Annotated in this window: 25 protein-coding genes; 20 read left to right on the forward strand and 5 right to left on the reverse strand. The window is 43.2% G+C overall.

What is annotated here, in order from left to right; translation table 11 throughout:
* Positions 1-9: 9 nt before the first annotated feature.
* From ACE3MZ_RS09695 to ACE3MZ_RS09710, 4 genes are all read left to right on the forward strand, one after another.
* Positions 10-1,341: a hypothetical protein gene (locus tag ACE3MZ_RS09695; protein ID WP_411346227.1), complete on the forward strand. Its 1,332-nt coding sequence runs from the start codon at positions 10-12 to the stop codon at positions 1,339-1,341.
* Between the two features lie 75 nt (positions 1,342-1,416).
* Positions 1,417-2,043 (forward strand): hypothetical protein, encoded by a 627-nt coding sequence (locus ACE3MZ_RS09700; protein WP_411346228.1) that lies wholly within the window; start codon positions 1,417-1,419, stop codon positions 2,041-2,043.
* Positions 2,044-2,586: 543 nt separating this feature from the next.
* Positions 2,587-3,294 carry a CPCC family cysteine-rich protein gene (locus ACE3MZ_RS09705; protein WP_411346229.1) on the forward strand — a complete coding sequence of 236 codons (708 nt, stop codon included), beginning with the start codon at positions 2,587-2,589 and terminating at the stop codon, positions 3,292-3,294.
* An 81-nt stretch (positions 3,295-3,375) separates the two neighbouring features.
* The gene (locus tag ACE3MZ_RS09710; protein WP_411346230.1) at positions 3,376-4,233 is read left to right on the forward strand and encodes a copper amine oxidase N-terminal domain-containing protein; all 858 of its coding nucleotides are present in this window, start codon (positions 3,376-3,378) and stop codon (positions 4,231-4,233) included.
* 119 nt (positions 4,234-4,352) lie between these two features.
* Here ACE3MZ_RS09710 and ACE3MZ_RS09715 read toward each other — a convergent pair whose 3' ends face one another.
* Positions 4,353-5,279 (reverse strand): GNAT family N-acetyltransferase, encoded by a 927-nt coding sequence (locus tag ACE3MZ_RS09715; RefSeq protein ID WP_411346231.1) that lies wholly within the window; start codon positions 5,277-5,279, stop codon positions 4,353-4,355.
* A 271-nt stretch (positions 5,280-5,550) separates the two neighbouring features.
* Here ACE3MZ_RS09715 and ACE3MZ_RS09720 point away from each other — a divergent pair, with 271 nt between their 5' ends.
* From ACE3MZ_RS09720 to ACE3MZ_RS09740, 5 genes are all read left to right on the forward strand, one after another.
* The gene (locus ACE3MZ_RS09720) at positions 5,551-6,258 is read left to right on the forward strand and encodes a metallophosphoesterase (RefSeq protein WP_411346232.1); all 708 of its coding nucleotides are present in this window, start codon (positions 5,551-5,553) and stop codon (positions 6,256-6,258) included.
* A gap of 624 nt (positions 6,259-6,882) precedes the next feature.
* Positions 6,883-8,082 (forward strand): saccharopine dehydrogenase family protein, encoded by a 1,200-nt coding sequence (locus ACE3MZ_RS09725; RefSeq protein WP_411346233.1) that lies wholly within the window; start codon positions 6,883-6,885, stop codon positions 8,080-8,082.
* A 20-nt stretch (positions 8,083-8,102) separates the two neighbouring features.
* Complete coding sequence (gene nspC, locus ACE3MZ_RS09730) at positions 8,103-9,254, forward strand: carboxynorspermidine decarboxylase (RefSeq protein WP_411346234.1); 1,152 nt, start codon at positions 8,103-8,105, stop codon at positions 9,252-9,254.
* A 382-nt stretch (positions 9,255-9,636) separates the two neighbouring features.
* A complete protein-coding gene (locus tag ACE3MZ_RS09735) occupies positions 9,637-10,293 on the forward strand; it encodes an RNA polymerase sigma factor (protein ID WP_411346235.1) in 657 nt (218 codons plus the stop codon).
* Positions 10,283-11,080 carry a DUF4367 domain-containing protein gene (locus ACE3MZ_RS09740; RefSeq protein WP_411346236.1) on the forward strand — a complete coding sequence of 266 codons (798 nt, stop codon included), beginning with the start codon at positions 10,283-10,285 and terminating at the stop codon, positions 11,078-11,080. The genes ACE3MZ_RS09735 and ACE3MZ_RS09740 overlap by 11 nt, the downstream gene beginning before the upstream one ends.
* Before the next feature lie 171 nt (positions 11,081-11,251).
* Here the strand turns inward: ACE3MZ_RS09740 and ACE3MZ_RS09745 are convergent, their stop codons facing one another.
* On the reverse strand, positions 11,252-11,776 hold the full coding sequence (locus ACE3MZ_RS09745) for a pyridoxamine 5'-phosphate oxidase family protein (RefSeq protein ID WP_411346237.1): 525 nt from the start codon (positions 11,774-11,776) through the stop codon (positions 11,252-11,254).
* A 345-nt stretch (positions 11,777-12,121) separates the two neighbouring features.
* On the opposite strand from ACE3MZ_RS09745, the gene ACE3MZ_RS09750 reads away from it, so the two are divergent.
* Both ACE3MZ_RS09750 and ACE3MZ_RS09755 read left to right on the forward strand, forming a co-directional pair.
* On the forward strand, positions 12,122-13,714 hold the full coding sequence (locus ACE3MZ_RS09750; RefSeq protein ID WP_411346238.1) for a glycosyltransferase family 39 protein: 1,593 nt from the start codon (positions 12,122-12,124) through the stop codon (positions 13,712-13,714).
* Positions 13,711-14,778: a hypothetical protein gene (locus ACE3MZ_RS09755; RefSeq protein ID WP_411346239.1), complete on the forward strand. Its 1,068-nt coding sequence runs from the start codon at positions 13,711-13,713 to the stop codon at positions 14,776-14,778. Before ACE3MZ_RS09750 ends, ACE3MZ_RS09755 begins: the two co-directional genes overlap by 4 nt.
* Before the next feature lie 51 nt (positions 14,779-14,829).
* On the opposite strand, the gene ACE3MZ_RS09760 is transcribed toward ACE3MZ_RS09755, so the two are convergent.
* Positions 14,830-15,237 carry a zinc-ribbon domain-containing protein gene (locus ACE3MZ_RS09760; protein ID WP_411346240.1) on the reverse strand — a complete coding sequence of 136 codons (408 nt, stop codon included), beginning with the start codon at positions 15,235-15,237 and terminating at the stop codon, positions 14,830-14,832.
* A 580-nt stretch (positions 15,238-15,817) separates the two neighbouring features.
* On the opposite strand from ACE3MZ_RS09760, the gene ACE3MZ_RS09765 reads away from it, so the two are divergent.
* The 3 genes from ACE3MZ_RS09765 to ACE3MZ_RS09775 all read left to right on the forward strand — a co-directional run bounded on the left by ACE3MZ_RS09765 (position 15,818) and on the right by ACE3MZ_RS09775 (position 19,513).
* Positions 15,818-17,245 carry an amino acid permease gene (locus ACE3MZ_RS09765; RefSeq protein ID WP_411346241.1) on the forward strand — a complete coding sequence of 476 codons (1,428 nt, stop codon included), beginning with the start codon at positions 15,818-15,820 and terminating at the stop codon, positions 17,243-17,245.
* 265 nt (positions 17,246-17,510) lie between these two features.
* A complete protein-coding gene (truA, locus tag ACE3MZ_RS09770) occupies positions 17,511-18,254 on the forward strand; it encodes a tRNA pseudouridine(38-40) synthase TruA (RefSeq protein WP_411346242.1) in 744 nt (247 codons plus the stop codon).
* A 317-nt stretch (positions 18,255-18,571) separates the two neighbouring features.
* A complete protein-coding gene (locus tag ACE3MZ_RS09775; RefSeq protein ID WP_411346243.1) occupies positions 18,572-19,513 on the forward strand; it encodes a sugar phosphate isomerase/epimerase in 942 nt (313 codons plus the stop codon).
* Positions 19,514-19,580: 67 nt separating this feature from the next.
* On the opposite strand, the gene ACE3MZ_RS09780 is transcribed toward ACE3MZ_RS09775, so the two are convergent.
* Positions 19,581-20,351, reverse strand: a complete 771-nt coding sequence (locus tag ACE3MZ_RS09780; protein ID WP_411346244.1) for an aminoglycoside 3'-phosphotransferase — start codon at positions 20,349-20,351, stop codon at positions 19,581-19,583.
* Between the two features lie 113 nt (positions 20,352-20,464).
* On the opposite strand from ACE3MZ_RS09780, the gene ACE3MZ_RS09785 reads away from it, so the two are divergent.
* The 3 genes from ACE3MZ_RS09785 (at position 20,465) to ACE3MZ_RS09795 (ending at position 22,566) form a co-directional block, all read left to right on the forward strand.
* Complete coding sequence (locus ACE3MZ_RS09785) at positions 20,465-21,037, forward strand: GNAT family N-acetyltransferase (RefSeq protein WP_411346245.1); 573 nt, start codon at positions 20,465-20,467, stop codon at positions 21,035-21,037.
* A 131-nt stretch (positions 21,038-21,168) separates the two neighbouring features.
* Positions 21,169-21,336 (forward strand): hypothetical protein, encoded by a 168-nt coding sequence (locus ACE3MZ_RS09790; protein ID WP_411346246.1) that lies wholly within the window; start codon positions 21,169-21,171, stop codon positions 21,334-21,336.
* Between the two features lie 333 nt (positions 21,337-21,669).
* On the forward strand, positions 21,670-22,566 hold the full coding sequence (locus ACE3MZ_RS09795) for an SDR family oxidoreductase (RefSeq protein WP_411346247.1): 897 nt from the start codon (positions 21,670-21,672) through the stop codon (positions 22,564-22,566).
* A 98-nt stretch (positions 22,567-22,664) separates the two neighbouring features.
* On the opposite strand, the gene ACE3MZ_RS09800 is transcribed toward ACE3MZ_RS09795, so the two are convergent.
* Positions 22,665-23,153: a DinB family protein gene (locus ACE3MZ_RS09800; RefSeq protein ID WP_411346248.1), complete on the reverse strand. Its 489-nt coding sequence runs from the start codon at positions 23,151-23,153 to the stop codon at positions 22,665-22,667.
* Between the two features lie 149 nt (positions 23,154-23,302).
* Between ACE3MZ_RS09800 and ACE3MZ_RS09805 the strand changes: the two genes are divergently transcribed.
* From ACE3MZ_RS09805 to ACE3MZ_RS09815, 3 genes are all read left to right on the forward strand, one after another.
* Complete coding sequence (locus ACE3MZ_RS09805) at positions 23,303-23,569, forward strand: histidine phosphatase family protein (protein ID WP_411346249.1); 267 nt, start codon at positions 23,303-23,305, stop codon at positions 23,567-23,569.
* 79 nt (positions 23,570-23,648) lie between these two features.
* Entirely contained in the window at positions 23,649-24,752 is a 1,104-nt protein-coding gene (locus ACE3MZ_RS09810) for an NADH:flavin oxidoreductase (RefSeq protein ID WP_411346250.1), read from the forward strand.
* A gap of 536 nt (positions 24,753-25,288) precedes the next feature.
* A complete protein-coding gene (locus ACE3MZ_RS09815; protein WP_411346251.1) occupies positions 25,289-25,948 on the forward strand; it encodes a hypothetical protein in 660 nt (219 codons plus the stop codon).
* Positions 25,949-25,985: the final 37 nt, after the last annotated feature.

Raw genomic sequence — 25,985 nt, forward strand, 5'->3', positions numbered from 1 at the left:
GAAGTGTATTTGAGAGAAAAGAAATGGAGTAGAACCCGATTTAAACAGGAATTCAAGCGCGGATTAGGCAGTTCGTTTATGGAATTGCAACGAACGTCCAATCGTGAGCAGTACAAAGATATTGTATTATGGGCATGTCTGCACAATACCTGTTACGATATGCAGAGTGAAGGCGGACGAAGCGAATTTTTGTACCAAGCGATTAAGCTGTATGAAGACAGTGCATATTTTGAGAGTGAAATTATACATACATTTATGAAAAGTCCCAAAGATTCAAGTGCGTTTGATCAAATATGTGAGCTTGTCTATTCTTTTGCTGCGGATGGCAGTATCCAAGCTAAAAAAGCAATGTATGAAAAGTATGATTCGTTACTCGAAACATGTTCTCGATATTCTGCTTCCTTTCAAGAAGATAACTTAGAAGTACTTTGTATATGTCTAACTTCATTAGATGGATTTACGGCTTTTGAGAAAATTGTTGCAGAGCTCGGTGAGAAGATTCATACCAAACAAGCATCGTTGCAATTCTCATGGTTTTACTGTAATGCCGAATCCAAATTTGGAAAGCAAAGAGTAGTTACATATCTTGAGAAACATGCTGAGCAGCAGGATAATATCAAAGCTTTTTTTGATGTTGTTACGAGTTCCTACTTTATTGCTCGTTCGACCGACAGTACTGTTTCTGTAACATTGCAGGATGTGTTGAATGCAGCGCGTATCGGTTTTGCACGGGGAATTTCGCTGCGTTTTGCCAAGATTGCTTCTGATGCTGATTTGATTACTTTAGCGAATGTTGCCGTACAAGAAACTGATCCACGTATTCAATTGGAGTTGTTATGGACATTTCGCAAAGTGCCTTTTCCGTTACATCCAGATTGGATTTTTCAACTGGCAGAGCATAAGCAAGTAGATTTGAGGGAGATTGCCTTTACAATGATGCAGCACCTTCCTATCGAGCAGGTTCGGGATTACGCATTGAATGTACTACATCAGCAAAAAGAAGCTGCTAATGTACTAGAATTATTGTGTTCCTGCTATCGTCCGGGCGATGAACCTATGTTATATAAAGGAATCAAAAGTTTATCCATTTCCTATGCAACTGGAGAATGGCACAGCGTATTTATGAGTGCAAAAAAGCTGTTGAACAATCGTTCCAATCAGATGACCTCACAACTATTTATGTATATGTACCGTACAACCCTATGTTCACATTGCCGTTATGATCTGGTTCGTAAAATGTATGACCAAAATATGCTGACAGATCACATATTGCAACAGTGTTTGTATGATAGTCATGAAGATACAAGGGCATTTGCTAGACGTAAACTCCAGAACATTTAGAGGATACAATCGCAGATTGGTGATCGTATGAAGCCGAATTATATCTATTGAAATAAAAATTAAAGGACTGATAAGATGATAACTAATACAAAGAAAATACGTGGCTGGAAGCGTAAGGTGAAGCAGATTGAAGAGTGGAAGCAGCGTTACATAAAACTGGATATGGACTATATCACTTCTTACCAGCGAGACTATGTCAAGCTGTGGATTGATCCCTTTTATCGGTTGGATCGGCGTAATCCGCCGGGCTGGTATGCTCGGTTGTTGCTAGCAGCAATGATGGAGGTTTATTACAGTTGGGATGATCAGATGAAGCAACTACAAGAACCGTATTATCTGAAAATATGGCTGTATGCGCCTCATTTTATCAACTCGCAAATTGTAGTGGCTTGTCGAGATCAATTACATTTTTACGATCACACATTTGAAAAGGCTACCGATAAAGCTAAGTTGTCACATCATTACGCTATGGTACCGGGTATCAATGATTTTCAATGGGAAACTTGTATCGATACGGCATATGAATCATTGCTGGATTTACAACGGGATGTAGAAATGAATTTGAGACAGCCGAGTGATATCTTGCATATTCAGCATAAAGCTTACCATGCAGAGTCTGTAATATCCGCTGGACAAGCAGATACGCTCTATTGGATTAAAGACGGCATTGTATGGGTTGGAGCATTGGAAGTAGAAAGTTGAAATAGGAAAAGGCTCTTTGCTCTATAACTGCGATCGCTAGAATATATAATTGCAAGATCAGTATATCGATAAGATAACATTCGGTAGGTTCAGCAGTCGTGTGATCTGAATCCCAAATCGTTTCAAAATCTATATCTTTCGCGACTGTGTAATGTTGAGCGCTAGCGCGAGATTGACTTCCGCAATGAATGCAGTGTCTCCCTGATCGATATCAGTGCGGATTCTCAAGTAAGGAGCTATATTAGGAACAGTAACCTTTGTCATATTAAAGCAGATCGTACATTGGATTGTGAATATTCAAGCGGTATGCAATCATATTGCCAAGCGCGTCTTTTGTTGTAAATCGTCTTTATACGCATCTACATAATCGGCATGCTAATCGCTGTATTGGACGAAGCATCTAACATTTGGTGATTTTTAAGATATCATATGAAAATTTGATAAATATGTATAGTAGACTGATATAGATATAGAAAGCAGAAACAAAATGGTTTATGTTTAGTTGAAATCAGTCTGCTTTGTAAAACGAAAGGAGTCTGCGATATGGAACGATATAACTGTCCATGCTGTGGATATTCAACATTGGATGAGCCAAAGAGCTGGGATATTTGCTATTTATGCGATTGGGAAGATGATGGTCAGGATGATTATAATGCTGATCAGATCAAAGGAGGTCCGAACGGCGATTATTCATTGACAGAAGCTCGTAGAAATTTCAAAAAATATTATATAATGTATCGTCATCACGAGTCCAAGTTGCCTGATGATCCGCAGCATATAGCAAAAGTGGTTTCATTAAAACAAATGCTTATGAAGAAAATGGATCAGTTGAATAATGTAAGCGACACAGAGGATCGTTGGAATCGCATTATTTTACTTGAAGATAGATTGGCTATGCTTGTTCATGAACAGATGGAACGTCGTAGTAGAAACATAGAGCAGAATCACAAAGCCATCCAAATGATTCAATCAAACGATCCAGAGCAGATCGTAAACGGATTACTTGCGCTGTCCATGAATGCGCACGATGGAGCATTTGCACAACAATATATGCTTCAATATTCGCAACATGATAATGAAAATGTGCGTGGTATAGCGATTCTTGGCTTGGGACATATTGCGCGTATTCATGGTACGCTTGATCAAGCACGAGTACTGCCTATTATTGAAAAAGCATTGCAAGATACAAGCGAATTCGTGCGCGGTCATGCAGATTCAGCAATAGATGATATTTCTCGTTTTTCAAAATAATTAACTAATAAGAAACATTTTACATTTATATACGTCTGTTATTGTGCAACTACATACTACAGTAGCAGAGGAGTTATACGGATGAATAAACAGATATGTGCTATCTTTTTCATTATGTTGCTAAGTCTAGTATCTTCGATCCCAGCGCAAGCGGCTACGACCGCGCCCGATCTTCGGATTGATGGTATCGACGTAACAGCAACCGTCAAGCCGGAAATGAAAAACAATCATATGATGGTGCCACTGCGTGCTGTCAGTGAAAGTCTCGGCGCAACTGCACAACAGACGAAGAATGGTATTCAGATCATACAAGCTGACAAGCAGATTATGTTACAGCCCGGCAATACAAAAGCAGTTCAAAACGGTAAAACGATCAAGCTAGACGCCAAGCCATACATCAGCAAAGGAGTAACCTATGTTCCTTTGCGATTCGTTGCAGAGACGATGGGTGCTACAGTCGGTTATAGCCGTAATATCATCACGATCGACAGTCAACCGCTGTGGATCGGTAGCGCCAAAATCAAAGCTACCCAATACGAATACCATATGACGATGGGCGGCGTTGTAGAGCAAGTATACGGTAATGCTTACAATACACAGCTGTATCACATTCTGACTTCCAATAAAGGCAAGCAGGTGCAAGCACCGGAGCATTTCTCTTGGCAGTATACACTTGATATTCCGGGTTCGTACTCGAAGAATGCCCAATATGAATTTCTGGATACAAAAGGCAAGACAATTGCTCAATATGATACGTATAATCTCGTGTCGAATATAGAAAATGATTCATCGAAAAACCTTCCTGCTAAACTACTTCATGATGTGACAGCCAACCGCTGGTATGTGACAAAGCAAGACATTGCAAAATTGACTATGATCCAGTTGGATCGTGCTTGGAAGAATGGGTTTATCGTCGTAATCAGCGACACCGTAGTATAAAATCAGTCATACGCTAGTATGAAAGTATAAAAGATAGCATAAAATATGAAGCAAACAGCCTCTTTTCCATCTCGAAAAGGGGCTGTTTAGATTGGTTTTATACATAATCGTTGTTGATATCAGTCTAGTAGTATGCCATAGCGAACTTCTTCCTTTTCTATCTCGAATCCGGCAGATTGATACAAGGACAACGCATTGGTATTATTCGTAAGCACAGTCAGGGTGGCAGCAGACAGATGATGATGCTGAATATAATGAAGCGCCTGTGTCAGCAGATAACGGGCAATGCCTCGTTTACGCCAGTGGGGATGCACCCAGACATCTTCGATCACGCCTTCATCATCTTCCTTCCATACCATAAGCCCGCCGATCGGTTGCCCCTGATGACGCACAACCATGCTTGTCCACAGCGGTTGTTGCTGATTTTCATTCAATTGCTCCAACCCAATTGGCGCTTCTGGCCAGATGCTCTTATCAATCTCCAAATACTGTTGCTGTTCTGCCAGTGTTGATATCGACCAGTGCTGAAATTCCAGTTCTTCTGGCAACAAAATGTCAGGCAGCGGACTTACAAAATGATGAATCATATGAAACTGGCTATTCAAATAACGATATTGCTTGTTTTGAAAAAACGCATTATTTTCTGTCTCGGTTGCATAATTACCGACGCACAGCATAGTCGGGTATGTAGTAGGTAGTGTAGCTTTTAATTGCTTGGCTCTTGCTAAAAGAGATAGATATAACGGATTCAGTACCTCGTCATGCGATTGGCATTCTACAACTGTTTTAAGGTTCAGATAGATCGCATGATAATGCTCACTAACGAAGCCAGAAGTGATGGTGCTTACGATGTCGACTTGACCTTTGGCGAGCATTTTCCCGTTGGCAAACGCGCCGTATACATTGCTCCAGTTGGCAGGTTCACCAACCCACCAGAATACCGTATCTTCGCATTGCATAATATTCTCATACAATTCGCCAAGTAAAGGCAGATCCGATTGTTGGAACGGTCGAACAATTAGTCCTTCATATGTTGTTGTATTCAATCCAAAACCCCTTTCAAAAGTATACGGATAGTGTAATGGAAATGAATAAAAGATGCAATCGCTTCCAAAAATGGAATGAGTTCTACTTCAGAAGGAGTGGATGCTCTTAACTAAATCTTCTTGCTATCTTGCTGCAAGGATGAATGTGTAGCTTATATTGTGGTATACTGGATATTCTATCCAGTACATAAAGTGGTTTGTATATCATTGTTACTGAACGATGGATTTATAGGAAAGAATGAGTTTGCACGATGTAGAAAGGAGCGTGATCATGGACTATTTTATGACCGACATTCATGGTGATTATACCGCTATGATTGCGCTGCTGGAGCAGCCTGATCTGAATTGGGAACATGACAAGCTAGTGCTGGGCGGAGATATGATCAATCGTGGTCCACAGAGCGGGGATGTGCTTCAGTATATGTATCAGCTGCAACAACAGTACCCTCAGCAGATCAAGGTTCTGTGCGGCAATCACGAGCAAATGTTGTTGGATTATTACCGTCATAATGATCCTTTTTGGTTACGGTTTGGTGGTAAGGAAACGTTAAAAGATTTACAAAAGAAATATGATTCCGCTTATATCCTACAAATGGTGGATTGGTTGGAACAGCTACCGATTGTGCATGAGGATGAGCAGTACGTGTATACGCACTCGGGCTTGGATATACAGCAACTACTGGATCAGCAGACACGCGAGATTTTATGGATGACAGAAGCCGATTTGTATCAATGTGATGCAGCAGCATTATTGCAACTGACAGGTAATCGTCCGATTGTGCATGGGCATACACCAGTGGAACGTATTTATTTTGATTCTGTGCGATTGAACTGTGATCTAGGTAGCCAGACGTATCCGATTGTAGAGGCACGCGGCGTAGCACTGGTGAATCTAACACATATGAATTATCAAGTGTATCGTCCATTTTCGGGCAAAGTTGAACAGCATCGCATTCTGCATTATGACAGTAGTAGGTAAGCATACCAATCTATTGATATGAATATATGGAACAAATACTAGAATGAAATGGAGAGATGTGTGAGGAAATGGATCTGTTTATTTTACAAAATTGATATTCTGATCAAGACAGCGATCATTCTCGCTTAATATTTATCCGGTAAAATGAATAAATGGAGAAATAGTTATCCTTTTATCGCTACTAATTTTAAGTAAATTATGGATCTATTATAGATTTTGATCTGCTACAAATGAGAGATACTCCTAAGTTATATGCTCAAGGATGGTTTATTCTATTCAATGGAAAATCAACTGTAAATCATCGTGTTTGAATATCATGTATAAATATTCATTTTTTAAAATCAAATAGATAACAAATCAAAATGTACCCACACCATTTACTGTACTAAAGCTTGCAAAACACAGCATTCACGCGCATTTCAGAGGATTATTAAGAAAATATGGACTAAAATCTAGCGAATAACGGAATTTGTCGATTTTTATTGATTTACTGCGATCAGTTATGTATAATCAACGTTGGCGTTTTTGATTGGCAGGTGAGACTTTGTACCTGCCCATCTCGTTGATCAGGCGTAACCCTGATGATTCAAGCAAAACGAAACGGACTTTAAGGAGGTCAATATTTTGGGAAAAGCGTTAATTATCGGCGCCGGCGGCGTAGCTAGTGTGGTCGTGCACAAATGTGTTCAGAATCCAGATGTATTCGAGGAAATCTGCATCGCAAGCCGTACAGTTGAAAAATGTGAAGCTTTGAAAAATAAATTGGACGGAGGGAAGACCAAGATTAGTACCGCGCAGCTGGACGCCGACAACACGGATGAAATCATCGCTCTGATCGAGAACTTCCGTCCAGACGTTGTTATCAACGTTGCGCTTCCGTACCAGGATTTGACCATTATGGACGCATGTCTTGCGACCAAGACTCACTACCTGGATACAGCAAACTACGAACCGCCTGAAACGGCAAAATTCGAGTATAGCTGGCAGTGGGCTTATAAACAGAAATTTGAAGAAGCTGGCATTATGGCTCTGCTGGGCTGCGGCTTTGACCCGGGTGTAACTGGCGTATTCTCCGCATATGCTGTCAAACACTATTTCGATGAGATTCACACGATCGATATCGTGGATGCCAATGCTGGTGACCACGGGTATCCGTTTGCAACCAACTTTAACCCGGAGATCAACATCCGCGAAATTACCGCCAACGGTCGTTACTACGAAAATGGCGAATGGATCGAGACACCTCCACTGTCGGAGAAAAAAGTATACGATCTGCCGGAGATCGGTCCAAAAGATATCTACCTGCTGTATCATGAAGAGCTGGAGTCCCTGGCGAAAAACATCCCTGGCATCAAAAAAATCCGCTTCTGGATGACGTTCTCGCAAAACTACCTGACTCACCTGAAAGTACTGGAAAATGTCGGCATGACTGCAATTGAGCCGATCAACTTTGAAGGTAAAGAAATCATTCCACTGCAATTCCTGAAAGCGATTCTGCCTGACCCGGCATCGCTCGGACCAAGAACCAAAGGTAAAACGAACATTGGGATCATCGCTCAAGGCACCAAAAACGGCGAAGAGAAAACATACTATGTGTACAACGTATGTGATCACCAAGAGTGTTATCGCGAAGTTGGTTCTCAGGCAATCTCTTACACAACTGGCGTTCCAGCCATGATCGGCGCAATGCTGATGATGAAGGGGGAATGGATGAAACCGGGCGTGTACAATGTAGAGGAAATGAACCCGGATCCATTCATGGAGCAATTGAACAAACAAGGGCTGCCTTGGCAAGAAGATTTCTCGCCAACGCTGCTTGACTAAGTCAGGGTAAGGATACGTAAATGACTGATAACCTGAAACCAATCGACTATAGCGCGGTTCCCTCTCCAAGCTATGTCGTGGACGAGCGTCTGCTTGTCAAAAACTTGGAAATTCTTGATTCTGTTCAGCAGCGCACAGGCGCACACATCCTGCTTGCCCAGAAGGGCTTCTCGATGCATGCTCTGTATCCGCTCGTTGGTCAATATTTGAAAGGTGTAACGTCCAGTTCTCTGTTCGAGGCACGCCTCGGTTATGAGAAAATGGGCAAGGAAACGCATGTGTACGCACCGGCTTATGTCGATGCCGAATTCGAAGAGATCATGACATACAGCGATCATATCGTATTCAACTCGTTCTCCCAATGGCACCGTTTCAAGGATCGCGTACAACATGCAGATAAACAGATCAGCTGCGGAATTCGTATCAATCCAGAGTATTCCGAGATTGAAGTGCCGCTGTACGATCCGTGCTATAACAACTCTCGTATGGGTACTACACTGGACAATTTCCATCCAGATGATCTGGACGGTATTGACGGTCTGCATTTCCATACGATGTGCGAACAGGATTCCGACACATTGGAGCGTACGCTGCAAGTGGTGGAAGAGAAGTTCGGCAAATATATGCATAATATGAAATGGGTGAACTTCGGCGGCGGTCATCATATTACCCGTGAGGGCTATGATCTGGATACACTGTGCCGCTGCATCACGCATATCAAAGAAACGTATAATGTGGAAGTATACTTGGAGCCGGGCGAAGCAATTGCGCTGAATGCCGGGTATCTCGTAGCGACCGTACTGGATACGATGAAGAACGGAATGGATATCGCGATTCTCGATACATCTGCTGAATGCCATATGCCTGACGTGCTGGCAATGCCATATCGTCCGCATATTATTGGCTCCGGCAAAGCAGGTGAGCATCCATATACGTATCGTCTGGGCGGTCTGACCTGTCTAGCAGGCGACATCATCGGTGACTATTCGTTCCCTGAGCCATTACAGCCGGGTGATCGTCTCGTGTTTACTGATATGGCGATCTACAGCATGGTCAAAAACCATATGTTCAACGGTGTCAATCTGCCGTCCATCGTTAGTTATAACGATGAAGAAGGTATCCGCGTAATCCGCGAATTCAAATTCGAAGATTTCAGTGGTCGTCTGTCCTAAGACGAAATCTTTGTATCTAATCATGAACGATATCATCGTTAAGATAACACAACTATAAAATATCGCAATAACAGATATACCCGCAGTATCGCCGTATGGCATATTGCATACAAAGCGAAAGGCTTACTGCACCAGACGGTGGAGATAGCCTTTCGCTTTTTTTATGCCTTATCAAATATTGCCGCCGACTTGCAACAATAGGCAGGCTGAAGGTGTGTATATAACAGGAGTGTATTTGGCTATCATCCCTGTACACTTGCTTTGGGATGAAGTGGATGGCAAGTTAGGACGACTGACAACAAATCCTTCTCTTTGCAAAAAACGGGGATATGTTATGCTAATAAATAACAATGGATGCGAAACGCTGGGAGGTCTTGATTTGTTGAGTACAATACAGATAATGGAGAACCGGATGCAGAATGGACTGCGTTGTATGCAGTCACTGATCATATGGCTGACTGGCATACTGCGTCTGTCTATTCGTACGGAAGAGCAGCCAACGGAGGTGCTGGATCGCGATAGGCTAGCCATAGTAGATGCAGAGCAGGAACGAGAACTGGCAAATCAGCGCGCAGAGCAGATGCTGGAGCAGTATGGGAATTCGATTTTGCGGCTGGCATATTCGTATATGCACAGTCTGTCAGATGCGGAGGATGTACTACAGGATACGCTAATTCAGTATATGCGCTCGGCACCGTCATCGTTTAATGGAGCTTCTCATGAAAAGGCGTGGCTATTACGTGTAGCGATCAATCAATGTAAGAATCGACTGCGCTACAATCAACGTCGTCAGACGACAGAGCTAGACGAAGGACTCATTGCCGACGAGGAAGAGGATTTGCGTTTTGTATGGGAGGCGGTCACCCGGCTGCCGCAGATGTATAGCGAAGTCATGCATCTGTTTTATGAGGAGGGTTACCCGACCGCCAAGATTGCAGAGATTCTGGGCAAAAAGGAAACGACGATCCGTTCCTTGTTGCACCGTGCACGGGAGAAGCTCAAGCTCGTTTTGAAGGAGGAATACGATTTTGCCGACTAAATACAACAGATTGATGAGCAGAGTAGAAGTAACACCGGATATGCATGAACGCATCATGAATACTATTCGCAAAGCAGATCTGCATACAACAGACAAACCGGCGCAGCCCAATCGTTGGCTAGCACGTTATCGTAAATATGCGTTTGCAGCTGCAACATTGCTAGTACTGCTGGGCGGTGTGCTGATCGCCTACCAGAATCAAAATCAAAATCACCAGAGCGAGACGACTCCGTCCGTTGCGACGATGAATCCTGCCGATCCGCCTACTGGTGCAGAGGGACCGATGGCGCCGCAGAACGATATGCGGGTTGAGAGTAAGCGCGGAAACGTAGAAGGTGATAAAGATGCTTCCTCAAGCATGTCTATTGAAGGTACGGACGAGCCGCAAATGAATACATTTGATGCCAGTGCTGTGCAGACGCTACAACAGTTGCAAGACACGGTAGGATTTAACGTGAAAACAGTACAAGCATTGCCGTTCAAAGGTGAGCAGCCGATGTATACAGCAATCGGCGGGACCCTTGCTCAGATTCAATATACCGGTAATGACGGCACTGATATGCTGACCTTCCGAATGTCGGCAGAGTCTGGCGATAACAGCGGTGATTATACGAATTATGCTGACGTTCGCACCGTGCAGATCAACGGATACGATGTCATTCTTAAAGGCAGCAATGCCAAATATCAACTCGCTTCATGGCAGCAGGATGGCTACTCCTATTCGATTAAGCTGATCAATGGTGTGACTGAGCAGCAAATGCAGAACATGATCCAATCGGTACAATAATGTGCTGATATCCAATCAAGCTTATATAGAATGAATGAATGAATGGATGGATGGATGAAAAATAAGAACGAATCAAGTGTCAGCTGAAATGTGTATAGACGCGAAACACAACAAAGCCGGAGCATCCCGCAAATGGGTAGCTTCGGCTTTTTCTACTTCTATTATTGTGAATTACAAACGTTCCGTTTGCGGCGGTTGTGTTAGATCTACGGTTTCGTTCAAACCGGGTTCTGAACGTGGATCGGAATGTTTGCCGACTGCTTTTTTGAGCAGATGGGAAATCATTTTGGTGGCACTGCCGCTTTCCCAGTATTCGGCGGTTTCGGTATGGATTTTGATCAAAACGAGATTCGGATCATCATAGGACACATCCAGAATCGTTTCATACAGCTTGTTCCACAATTCCTTTTTGCGTTCCAGATCTTCAACGAACTCGGCTTTCCCGCTGATCGATACATAGGATTTGCCTGCATATGCTAGATTCACACGCGGATCAGCGAGCAACTCGCTATATTTAGCGGTATCTTTCTTGGATAAAAACCACAGATCGCCATCAAACTCGATATCCTGCGTCTTCATTGGACGCGATACAAGTCGATCACCGGAGATCGTTGTTAACATTGCGGTTTCGATATCTTTTATCAAATCTCGGACTGTCTCTACTGCTTCGGCATGCGTTGTTGCTTGATGAGCCATAATAGAAAACCACCCTTCGTAGTATAAAGTATCGTATTTGCATCAATCTGTACTCCATTAAACGTTAAACCGGGTCATTAAAACATCATGTGCTTTTATACGAGCATTTAAAGAAGCATGTAAAGAAGATATGCAGGATATTAAATTTTTATGCTTTCCTTTATGAATTTTCAGCAATTTTTCATGTTCAGCATTTATAATGGGTCTGCGATAGGTCAAATCGAACGATAGAGATAGATTGATCTGCCCCGTTCACCACATCATGGACGAATTACGCATCATCTTTGCATCGGAAAAAGGGATACAGCGGACAAAACACATATATCACCGCAAAGGGGTTTTTGCATGCCGACGTTTATTCAGAGGTTTTGTTATGGATTACTTATTTTCTTTGTAGCGCTGTTTATCGTATCGTGCTTTTTTGTACGTGCGGAATATATTTATGCGGTGTATGCGGATAATCCGTTGCTGGAGAGTCAGCGACTGTACATTTTCATACCGCTTATTATCGTTATGTTGCTGCTAAGTGTCGTATTGTATCGACTCTGTTTGAAGCTGAACGCCTATCGTACGCGGAATGTCATCCCGCTCGTGCTGATCGGGTCATTTGTACTTCAACTGGCGATCATCTTTATTTTCCCTCGTCAGCCGACTGATGATTCTCAGACGGTGCTTGGACTGGCGATGAATATGTTGTACAACGGCGATTATTCCACCTTTGAATCCGGTGGGTATCTGCATATGTTCCCATTTAACTATTCGATTGTGTTGTATTTGGAAGCATTGCTAGCGATCTTCCCGGATAATTATCTGGTGATCAAAATCTTCAATATTCTGTTTATGCTGCTGACGACGCTAATGATCTACCTGATCTACAAGCAGATCAATCCGGGTATGCAGCGTAGAGATTACGGTGTTCTCGTATTCGCTGCGACTTTTATTCCGGCGCTATTTATGAACAATCTGATCTATAACGATGTGATCGGTACAGCGCTGCTGACAACGGCATTTTATTTTGGTATCAAATTTATTAAGCAACATCATATTCGCGATATTATCATTGCGGCTGTACTGCTGGCGATCGGCAACTATTTCCGTAGTATCGGTATTATTTTCTTGCTGGCAATTGCTATTACGATGTTGCTGAGATTGCGCAGTATCGGTGTGAAAAAAGTGATTTTGTCCATTTGCATCATGGGTGTATTGTTTAGCACACCAGCACTTGCACAAAATGCCTTACTACAAGCAACCGGCAAAGTGGAAAGCTCTGTTACTACGAATTCGGCACCGATATACATGTGGCTGAATATGGGCATCAATCTGGAGCGCTTCGGCTTCTGGGACAATATGGCGAGTTACCAGATTTACCAGCGTCAGGCGAATTACAACAAGGCAGAGAGCAGTGAACTGTTCAAGCAGTCGATTGAGCAGAAGCTGTCTGACGCGAGCTTTGGCGAATTAACTGCGATGTATTATAAAAAGCTGATCTGGACTTGGACGGAAGGTACGTATCAGCTGGAACGTTACGGTATCGGTAGCGATAATAGCGCTTCTGGCGGACAGCGAAATATGGGCATTATGGGCAGCTATAGTTATACCAATGCTGTAACGGAACTGTTTGCCGGTAATTCCGCATATCGTACAGGAACACTGTGGATTGCTTATACGATCAGCTTCCTAATGTACTGCTTTGCACTGGTACGTCTGATTGGCAGCTTCCGTGCCAAACGGTATGAAGAAGTGCCGCTTGTGCTGGTGCTGCTAGGCTTTATCGGATTTTACCTATTATGGGAAATCAAATCTCGGTATCTGTTCCCGGTATATCCATTGCTGATTCTGCTGTCGTATATGGGCTTCCGCGATGTATACAGTTGGGCGCAAAACAAGCAAAGTCTCAAATGGCTGACCGGTGGAAACAAACAGGGAGGTGAAGCATGATGAACAACAAGCTAGCACAGACTACAACGCAACATCATTCATCCTCACCACATAGGAAAAAGAAACGCGGCAAAACAGCATATGCAGCATCAATGATGACTGTACTGTTAGGCAGTGCATTCATGCTCAGTGCCTGTAACCCGATTACAGCACAAAATATTAGCATGAACGCTTCCGCAGGCTCAGGTGCTGGTGCCGGTATGATGGGCGGTGGTATGGATGGTGGACGAAATGGCGGGATGCGTGGCATGATGAATGCCGACGTCATTGGCAGAGTCGTGTCTGTCAGCGATAGTACGATCAAGGTTGAACTGATGGAATCGACGCGTACTAACAATCGCAATGGTAGAGGCAATACGGGTAGCACATCTAGCTCCTCTTCTAGCACAAGCACCGACACCTCCAATGGAAGTGCCACTGGAAATAACACAGGAAATGCAGCGACTCCTGGCGCAGCTGGCTCGACCAATACTGGTGGAGTCGCGACTGGGAATACTGGTAACGGCACTGGCGGCGGTACGACGCAAGGCGGCAACAGCGCGCCAGGCGGTGCAGGTGCCCCGGCTGGAAGTGGCAATGCAGCAGGGCAAGGCATGGGCGGTGGCTCACGTTCCGGCGGTTTCGGTAGTACAAGTGCTTCCGACTATACGACGACTGGCGAACAGAAGACAATCAAGTTAGCGGAAGGTGTGGACATTTCCGAAATCACTAGTCTCTTTCAACAGGGGAATACTGGTGGCGGCAGTTTTGGAGGTAATGCAGCAGGAGGAATGAATGGTACTTCGACTGGGACTACAGGCAGTACAAGTACTGGCACTGGTCAACCCCCTGGTAACACTGGCGGTACTTCCACAAGTACAGGAACGGGTACAAGTACTGGAACAAGGAATGGCAATGCAGCCGGTACAGGAAATGCAGCAGGCGGATCGACAGGGATGAATGGTGCTGCCAACAGCAATTCCGAGATGAAAGCTTCCGATCTGAAGGCTGGCGATATCGTTATGATTTGGTACAAAGAAGATACAGAAACGGCAGAGCGAATCGTAATCGTGCCGACTGAATAGTAATATATAGCAAAGCAGCAGACGAGTAATAACGTCTGCTGCTTTTTCTATTCAAGTAAAAAAATATTCGACTAAAATTTGAAGAAATTTAAACGATAAAAAAGAGAATACAGTCCCTATATAAAAGCAATAGAACAAAGACCCAGCAATTCGGTGAAACTTTCCAAAGTCTCTGCCACAATGTGGACAATAACGTACTTTTTTAGATACTTGTTGATCACAGGAGGGACAATACTCTAAGCGGTTGTCTCTGTTCCAGCCTTTTCCAGATACCCATCGGATAATCTTACCGATACGATCAATTACTCCCATAATAAAGCCTGTAATCATAAAAATAGCAGCAGCTGAAAACATAATAAAAATCATACTTACAATCAAAAATCCAAATAAATCTTCGAGATTATCTACATTGAAATTCTCAATCCGTAATCTGTCAAAATTGATACCGATAAAATCCATTGTCACTTCCTCCATATGCGTATGTACGTTAATCTGATTACTTTTTATGCATCTTTTTATATTGCTGTTTAAGTAACTATGAATTCCTACTATTTATCGGTTAAAGCGAAGAGATTTTGAATTGTTTATATAGAATATTAATAAAGCGCTTCATTATGCCCTGTCACAATTCGTTCAAAAAGTCCACTTCTAATGGACAGTATCTTTATCTAGGATACGATAATAAGAGATGGTAATGAAAAAGATTTTAGTTCCTATGTAGATTAAAGAAGTACTTTTTTTACTAAAATGAATGAAATACTCTATTTTACATATGTTTACATAAATATGTAGAAAGAAAACTAGTTTCAAAAATTAGAAAAACGAAATATAGCATATTTTTAGATTAATCATATTTAATTTTATTTGTACATCTCCACTGGACAATGTATATGCTAACCATACTTTGTATACATTCCGCTGTAATGTGAACTATTGAAATCACATAACCTTTACATTACAATGTCACAATGAAACTCTTCACTACGTTAATGCGTTTTATCGTTTAAGAGCAAGTAGTTTGAATAAAGGGGAGCTTGTTGTGGAAGCAAAAGCAGGAGAAGAAAAGCAACTGAGCAGAGGCTTGAAATCGCGTCATATCGAATTGATCGCACTCGGGGGAACGATTGGGGTCGGTTTATTCATGGGATCGTCCAGCACGATTCAATGGGCAGGACCATCGGTATTGCTAGCGTATTTGCTCGCAGGTATCATTATGCTGTTCGTGATGCGCATAATGGGAGAAATGCTAATTGTACAGCCGGTGACTGGTTCATTTGCCACCTTTGCACATCGGTATATTAGTCCGCTAGCAGGCTTTGTGACTGCATGGAGTTACTGGTTTCTGTGGGTAACGGTCGGAATGGCGGAAGTCACAGCCATCGGCATTTACGTCAATTACTGGTTTGCGGATATTCCGCAATGGTTGCCTGCACTGGCAGGGGTTGCGATTATTGCAGCTGCGAATCTGGCGGCAGTTAAGTTTTATGGTGAGTTTGAATTCTGGTTTGCGATGATTAAGATTGTGGCAATTGTATTCATGCTCATTCTCGGTACAGCGATCATTTTCTTCGGTCTGGGCAATGGCGGCGTACCGATTGGATTGTCCAATCTCTACAGTCATGGTGGATTTTTTGCGGGTGGGTTAAAAGGATTTCTGTTTGCGCTCTGTATAGTCACGGCGGCTTATCAGGGCATTGAGATGATCGGGATTACTGCTGGTGAAGCCGAGAATCCAAAGGAAACATTGCGCAAATCGATCAAAAATATTATTTGGCGGATTCTGATCTTCTACGCAGGTGCGATCTTTGTGATCGTTACGATTTATCCTTGGAATGAAGTCGGACAGAATGGCAGTCCGTTTGTACTGACCTTTGCAAAAGTTGGTATCGTCGCAGCAGCCGGTATTATCAACTTTGTTGTGCTAACAGCGGCGATGTCTGGTTGCAATAGCGGCATTTACAGTGCTGGTCGGATGCTGTATACACTGGCGCAAAATGGACAGGCTCCGAAATTTTTTGCTCGTGTTGCCAAAGACAGCGGTGTGCCGCGCAACAGTATTATTACAACGATTGCGCTGCTGCTGATCGGCGTGTTGTTTAACTATTTGTTCCCGGATTCCAAGCTGTTTCTGTACATTTATAGTGCCAGCATTTTACCGGGAATGGTGCCGTGGTTTGCACTGGCAATTAGTCAATTCAAGTTCCGTCGTCAGAATCGGGAAGATATGAAAGGACACACGTTCAAATCACTCTTTTTCCCGGTTAGTAACTATATTGTGATCATTTATCTGCTATGTGTGCTGGTGGGAATGTGCTTTAACCCGGATACACGCGTTCCGCTGATTGTAGGTGCGGTATTCATCGCAATCGTGATCGTTGGTTATTTTGTTTTTCGGATTGATAAAGGGGAACGGATGAAGGAGCAGGCGAATGTAGAGAAACTGGGCAATGAACAGCTAAATTCGTAATCTGCTACATCATATGATGTGAGTGAAGTTTAGATGGATGGAATGATGAGTAGCGCAATAAGTGAGAATTTGTAGGATATGAAACAGGCAGCGCCCTCTACGCGACGGGGGAGCTGTCTGTTTTGTGTTGCGACAATGTATAGTATCATTCAAACGACAATTTTGATAAGCTTAGGAGCAGGCTGTACATGCAGAGATTTTGTTGTATACGTCAAAAGAATCTGTCATGCGTGACACCTTATTTTGCATATTCAGGAGAAGTGGGATGAACAATTATAAATTAACGATCCAGTACGATGGCAACCGATACAAAGGCTGGCAGCGTCTGGGAGATAGTGACAGTACGATTCAGGGGAAAATTGAAAAAGCCATTTCCGTATTAACGGGTGAGGCGATTGAGATTATCGGTTCCAGCCGCACAGATGCGGGTGTCCATGCGCTGCATCAAGTGGCAAATGTGAAAATAGCACAGCCATTGACAACGGAGCGAATGATGAGCTTTCTGAATCATTATTTGCCGCCGGATATTAGTGTGATTCAAGTAGAGCAGGTCGACGAACGATTCCATGCACGCTTTCATGCGACTGACAAAACATATGTGTATAAAATATGGAATCGCGAATACAGCCAGCCTTTTTTGCGTAAATACAGCATGCATGTAGTGAAACCGCTGGACGTGCTCAAAATCAAAGAAGCTGCTGCGCATTTTATCGGAGAGCATGACTTTACAGCGTATGCCAATGCAAAGTCGAAGAAAAAAGATTCTGTCCGTACCATTTATAGTCTGGACTTGGTTGAGCAGGATGGCATGTTGGAGCTGCGTGTAACCGGCAACGGATTCCTGTACAATATGGTTCGTAAAATCGTAGGTACGCTGATTGCTGCAGGTTTGGGTGAAATACAACCTGATCATATCCCGGCGATTATCGCGTCCAAAGATCGCGCACAAACAGGCGGAATGGCAGATGCGGAAGGATTGTATTTGGAGCATATTCGTTTTAAAGAGTAGAGTAGAACGAGCAAATGAGCGAGTGTTATTTTATAACGGATGGGAAATGCCGAAGACGATGAATGTTGAGCATAATGAATGATGTAGATTGAAAGATAGATGTTTCGATCTCTGAATCAAGCCTACGTTATTTACTGGATTGCAAACCGTGCTTGTGTCAGCGATAAGGTGATGGATTGCAATGTATCAAGTCCCGTGGAAGCGGGATTTACATAAGGATTGTGCAGAATTGTATCGTATAACCAGATGATGTAGATTGTAATGATTGAAATGTAATACAAATAAAAACAAGCATGCGTCGAAATGGAGAAATCCTAATGAATACAAGTTTGACGGAACATTCAATAGAAAATCAATATATGATTGGTATGTATGGTAGCTTGGATGAGTTCAAATTCAAACGCGATTATCGGGATTCTTTTTATGGAATAGAAGCTTGTCTATTTGAAAATGAAAGTGATATGGACAAGTTAAAACAACTTGCAGATCAGTATGCATTGAAGATCGGTGTTCATTTCCCATTACGCGCAGGCAAATATTCTTTTCGTGATGCGCCTATACTGGCAGAACATAAAGAACTGCGCGATGAAGCATATCGAGCAATTCAACAAGAGTTAGACTACTTGTCGGCGTATCAACCAGTACATGTATTGTTTCATTATCCTAAACCGGTTATTTTAGACAGCCATATAGATTGGAGTAGCTGGAAATTTGGAGATTCCAGTGAATATGAGTATACGAATCAAACTTCGATCACTAGAATTCAACGTCTGAGTAAAGAGTGGTTTGAATGGATTCAGTTACAAGGAGAGCGTTATCATTTTGTTCCGGTAATGGAATTGGACGCATGGAGTAGCTGGTTCTGGAAGGATTATCGCTGGTTTCTTAATTTATTGGATACATATTCGAATATACGGATTTGTCTGGACATGCAGCGTCTTTATTTACAGCAGAGAATAGATCCACATTTCGATGTATTAAACACCATTCGTAAGCTTGCACCTTATACCTACAGCATTCATTTATCGAATATGCAATATTCTGCGAATGGAGAAATATTAAACAGGCACCAGCCTGTACTGCCTGAACAAACTATAGTAGCAGGATGGGCGCCTATTGATGATTATTTGAAGACCATATTCAGACTAAATAGCAATGTGAAAATCATGTTCGAGCATCGTTCCGAACTTATTTCTGAAACCGATCTTGAGCGTTGTTATGCATATGTTCGAGAAACCATTCAAGCTGCCCAAGCATAAGCATAGATTCTATTGCCATATATTCATTCATGTAGATGTACAACGTATCATATATAGCTATACCGCTTTAAAACTCCTGACTATCAATAATTTTGCGAAAATAAGCAATACCGTTGAGATCAATAAGCTCTCTACCATATCCATCTAGAAAATAATCATCATATTCATGCGTATCGAGATTATAATGCAGCGACCACAACCCCCATGCCAGATCATAATGCAGATCGCCGATTCCGCCATCGCCCACGTCGATAAAGCCGGATAGCGTCAGATCATCGTGCATCATCACATTAGGCAGACAGTAATCACCATGAATCAATACGGTATCAACAGGCTGATATTGCAATGGTTGCAGATCGTCATGTGGGAAGAATGCTAATTCTTCTTGCAATTCTGTCTGTACAGACGGAGAAGCTTCCCTGAAAATCTCCTGACTACGATTAGGATACGGACATCCTTCCACAGGCAAAGCATGCAGCTTACGCAAATGCTGCCCTAGCGCGGTTGCCAGCCGTTCTGGTTGTTGTAGAAATGTCTCTGCAATACCATCTTGTCCCACTACGGCTGCTGTCAGCAAATAGTCGTGCTGCGCCGTTGTGGTGTAAGCAATCACCGCAGGCGATAACGCATATGTATGCAAAAATAGATTCATACGGTATTCACGTTCCAATCGACCGGAAGGCATGATTTTGAGGAAAACGGATGGAGTTCCTTGAAACAGCAACGTTCTCGCTTCAGCAGACGAGCTACTGTCGTGAACGATGGTATCGTACTTCAAATGTTGGGCGATGACTGGTGGCAGGCTGGTAATATCAAACTCGATTTTTGTTGTTTTCATTATGTAGGCTCCTGTCGTTCATTGGGTATATGACTCCATATGATCTAATATGTTACTCGATTATACTTACGTATCTGCTAATAGCTTAATTCATTTACAAAGGAGCATCAACCATGAACAATGATCGTGTTATTCTTGTACAACACCGCAAGCTCAAAAGTCAGCGGCTTATTTTGCGCTGGCTGGAATTAAGTGATGCACCGGATTTGTTTGAAGTTGTCTCTGATCAGGAGACTACGCGTTTTCTGTTTCCGCCGCATCATAATGTGCAACAAACAGAGCGTATGATTGCGAATTATTATATGGCAGAACCGCAGGGCAAATACGCAGTCGTGTTAAAGGAAACGGGCAAAGTCATCGGTACATTCGAATTTCGTGTACACGACCACAATCGAAGCGGCGAGATCGGCTTTACGCTAGGCAGTTCTTACTGGGGCAATGGCTATATGACAGAAGCAGGACGACTGATTTTGGAATTGGCTTTCCGTGAATTGAATCTGGAACGTGTGTATGCGATGCACGATACGACCAATCCGGCATCTGGTCGGTTGATGCAGCGACTGGGCATGACGCTTGAAGGCGTATTGCGGCATGAACGGATGGATGGCAATCGCTGGGTGGATAGTGCACATTATTCGATTTTACAAACAGAGTATTTGCATCTGGACGAAAATCCCACAAGTTGAAGACGTTGGGTATGTACAAAAAACATTTTGTTCCTACAGCCCAAAGCAGGTTTAGATCGGCATGAATCGGTTTAATAAGACTCAAATCACTTAACAACCAAAGGCTTCACAGCCGAAAGGAAGCGAGACTTATGAACGAAAACCGTAATGTTGATGTAGACAAAAGAGAGGTGCGCGTAGAGCGCAAATCGGATTCCGGGCTGGTTGCATCGACTTTTATTAAATACGCTGCATACATTATCATTCTGGGACTTGTATTATGGTTCCTGATCAAATATTTGCTGCCAATGTTCCAGTAATGTTATGAATATGTTGAGCATGCTGGATATGATGAATTCATAATATGATTGCGTCGATTTAGCCGCATCCAACATCCGTTTTGTGCTAACTAGCTTCACTCCCGACTATGTATATAGTGCAGGAGTGAGGCTTTTTGCTGTTGTTGTACAATGTACACCTATTGCTCATATCCAACATACGTTTGAATAAAAACCTTAATTTTCCATTTTAGAAATGAGAATATTTCTAGCTTATCATCGGTTTAAAGGTTGTCCGTACAGGTTACATAATGAGAGTTGGGATAGACGATACACAGCAAGATACTTACATCCATTCAGAGGAGGAAATCAATCATGGCAGACCTGTACACCATGCAAGATCCGACGAAACAATTTCCCAAGGCAGGACCAGAGTTGAAACAACAGCAGGAAGAACCAGGCCTGCAAACGAAAATGAATCCGATCCCAGATTCCGGCGAAGAAACATACCGTGGCACCGGCAGACTGACCGGACGTAAAGCTCTTGTTACTGGCGCCGATAGCGGTATTGGTCGTGCAGCAGCGATTGCTTATGCACGAGAAGGCGCAGACGTCGTTATTGCTTACTTACCTGAGGAAGAAGAAGATGCACAACAGGTTATTCAATTGATCGAAGCTGAAGGACGCAAAGCGGTAGCTGTACCGGGCGATCTGAAGGACGAGCAATACTGTGTGCAACTGATCGAAACGACAGTCAAAGAACTGGGCGGTATCGATATTTTGGCGAATGTTGCCGGTAAACAGCAGCATGTCAAAGATATTGCCGATCTGACAACAGAGCAATTCGATCATACATTCAAAACAAACGTATACTCGCTGTTCTGGCTCTGTAAAGCAGCCATCAAGCACATGAAGCCGGGTAGCAGTATCATTAATACATCCTCGATTCAGGCGTATAGCCCATCGGAGATTCTATTGGATTATGCAACAACCAAATCCGCGATCAATACATTTAGTAAAGCACTGGCACAGCAAGTTGGACCAAAAGGAATTCGTGTCAACGTTGTTGCACCAGGTCCGGTATGGACACCACTACAAATTGTAGGTGGTCAACCGGCAGAAGCATTGCCTGAATTTGGCTCACAAACACCACTGGGTCGTCCCGGTCAACCGGTTGAGATGGCTCCGGCGTATGTATTCCTGGCAAGTCAGGAATCGAGCTATGTTAGCGGTGAAACGCTGAATGCTAATGGCGGTATGCCAACTCCATAAGTTTTCAGTATATAAAATACGAGCCCGGATACGAAGCAGCACATGCTGCTCCTATCCGGGCTTTTTAGTACTTTGTGTCTTGCTTGCTGTGTTTATTTCTAATCTTTTGTGCCCAAAATATCTGTATTTGGCGGCACATACCCCATTCGACGTGCGATAGCCATTAATTGTCCCTTATGATGAAATTCGTGAGTGATGGTGTGCATCAGTAGTTTACTTGGCGTCATAGATATCGTCTCGTTTCCTTCTCTCCATGGAATGTTTCGCTGGATCGGTTCATCCATTTTATGTACGTACGTTTGCAATACTTGATCTACATAATGATCCACCTGCGCAAAGCGAGCCTGAATTGCTGCCACATCGAAGGAGGACAGGTTTTCCTTGGGCGTGATCGGTGTCTTGGTTTGTAGTAAAATATAGGAGCCTAGCCAAGCATCATAACAGTCTGCTATGTGAACTAGGATATCTCTAATACTTTGAGAACTATGTTCAGGACAGCGAGTAAAATCATCTGAGCTTAGCTCACCACAAAAATGAAGTAAAATGGCTCGCGTCTGTCTAACCCATTGATATTGATTTGGATACACATGATCTCCTCCAGTATGTAGATGTTCGTATTCGTTCAAACTAATGTTTGTGCTACCGTAGTTTCCGTTTGATGATAACGTAATATGTCGGTCATGTAAAAGTTATTGTGGTCGTAAGCATTTCGTCAATGTTGAAAGGAGCAATCTGCATGCAAGAACTATACATCATTCGTCACTGTCAGGCAGAAGGACAGGAACCCAATGCGCCATTAACTATGCTTGGACAGGAGCAGGCAGATCGCCTTGCCGCACAATTCGATGCCATTCCGCTGGATGTTATCATTTCTAGCCCTTACCTACGAGCGATCCAGACGATTCAACCTTTAGCGGAGAATAAGAAGCTTTTGACCAATCCGGATGTATATCGGTTGTCGCTTGATGCAGTGCCACCAGCGATTGAGCGTATACCCGTTTGATTTACATATAACACTATGTTAAGGTATTGCTGTTACGAAACATAATCAACTAATACATCATATACAAGGAGGAAGTTTGATGAGTACAGAATCCTTATTCCAACCTTTTCATAGTGAAAAATTAAGTCTGAGCAACCGAATCGTCATGGCACCAATGACGCGCGGGTTCTCTCCGGGCAATGTGCCGGACGAGGATGTGGCGGAATATTATCGTCGCCGCGCAGCCGGTGGTGTCGGGCTGATTGTCACCGAAGGAACAGGCATCAATCATCCATCCTCTATTGGCGGAGCTAGCATTCCGGTCTTCCACGGTGAAGAAGCGCTGGCAGGCTGGCAAAAAGTCGTGGAAGCTGTACATGCAGAAGGCGGCAAAATCGCTCCACAACTATGGCATGTCGGTATGGCACGCAAACCGGGCGATGAGCCCAATCCCGATGTGGCAGCCGTCGGACCATCCGGTCTTGACTTGCAAGGTGTTGAAAAGGGTGTACCGCTTAGTGAAGTGGAGATCGACGACCTGATTCAAGCGTATGCACAAGCAGCTTCCGATGCGAAGAAAATTGGCTTTGATGCGATTGAGCTGCATGGAGCGCATGGTTATTTGATCGACCAATTTTTGTGGGAGCGTACGAATCGTCGTACCGACCGTTTTGGCGGTGACCTGCTTGGTCGGGCTACCTTTGCGATTGAAGTGGTCAAAGCATGCCGGGCAGCGGTAGGCGAAGAGTTCCCGATCATTTTCCGATTCTCGCAATGGAAGATGTCTGATTATACAGCAAAATTAGCAGAAACGCCGGAGCAATTGAAGGAGCTGCTGCAACCGCTGGCAGATGCAGGGGTTGATATTTTCCATGCGTCTACACGTCGTTTCTGGTTGCCAGAATTTGAAGGCTCTGATCTGAATCTGGCAGGCTGGACGCAAAAGCTGACTGGCAAACCAGCAATCTCAGTCGGTTCGGTTGGACTGAAAGCCGAATTCACACCGGGACAAAATCAGCCAGTCGAAGACGATCCAACTGCACATCTGGATGAGCTGATTACGCATCTGGATAAAGGAGAATTTGATCTGATCGCCATCGGTCGCGCACTCATCAGTGACGCCGAGTGGCCGAACAAAATCCGCGATCAACGCAGCACAGATATTCAAATCTATAGTAAAGAAGCGTTACATTCGCTTGTGTAACTAGGATTTGCTAGAGGAATGTGGGCAATATAGAACCTGTAATTGCATTATTTTCCAATAGGCGGTATAAGCAATGAAAAGAAAGAAACATGAGCAGATCTCATTGTGGGATGCTTGCTTATGTTTCTTTTTGGTATATTTTTATGTATGGAAATATTTACTCAAACAGAAGACCTGGGACTTTCAAAGTTCTCATCCTACAGAAAACTGTCGATTGCCCATCGTTCTGCCCGCAACCAACGAAGCATATAGGAAGCATATAGTATGAAGAAGGTCATAATGGATTGGGATCAATTAAAATTAATAAATATGACGTGATATATACATAATCAAACGCTACGAAGCCTGTTATACGGGTACTACATGCTTAATAAGTGTAAGCTTGAGAAATGAAATAAGTCGTTCGTATAATTCAATGTCATATGTCAGTTTGTACTAAGACAGACGTTGTGATTTGTTCATATAGGTATTCACAGACGATGGAATATAGTAGTGTTTAACCTGTATTTTCCAAATAAACCGAAAAGGAGATTATTATGCCGAAAACATGGAGTCGCTGTTTTATCCCGTTTCTTGTTATGATCCTTGCCTTTACGTCAGTATTCTCCAGCTATGCACATGCGGAAGTACAAAAAGATGAGGTAAGCCAGCAAGCGCTTGACCGTGCCAAACAGGTTGCATCCATGACTGAACAAGAGAGGCAGCAGGAGCTTGGCAGTATTCCAGATCTGGAACAAAAACAAACAGCTCTATCTGAGTCGCTTGTATATCAACAGGATACCGGTACAATTGTAATCAACCAGGTGAAAGCCAAACAACTGTATTCTTTTTCTGAACAAGAATTAAAAGGGTATACTACTTTTCTAAACAGTCTTACTCCTGAGGAAACGAATGACTTACTACAGGCTTATGGTGTTGACGTATCGACGACAAATGCAACCGATGGGAATGTAGTCACACCTCAGATTGCTCCGATTATCTGGATTGGGATCATAGCTATTGGAGTGATTGCTGGTGGTGTGATATTCAGCGCTCTTTATTTTAATCATCAACAAAAAATGACTTTGATCAATCGATGCTACGATGAAGGTGGCACGCCAAAAATTGATAGTCGGGATCAAAGTGGGCTTAACGGAACAACCAATAGTGGCGCAGCAGAAGGTGCCAATGGATACAAATTTGAATGCATCAAATAATATATAATCAAGTATGTTATCGAACAGGAGGGATACA

It is taken from the genome of Paenibacillus sp. WLX1005, from assembly GCF_046603685.1.
Taxonomy (GTDB): Bacteria; Bacillota; Bacilli; order Paenibacillales; family Paenibacillaceae; genus Saccharibacillus.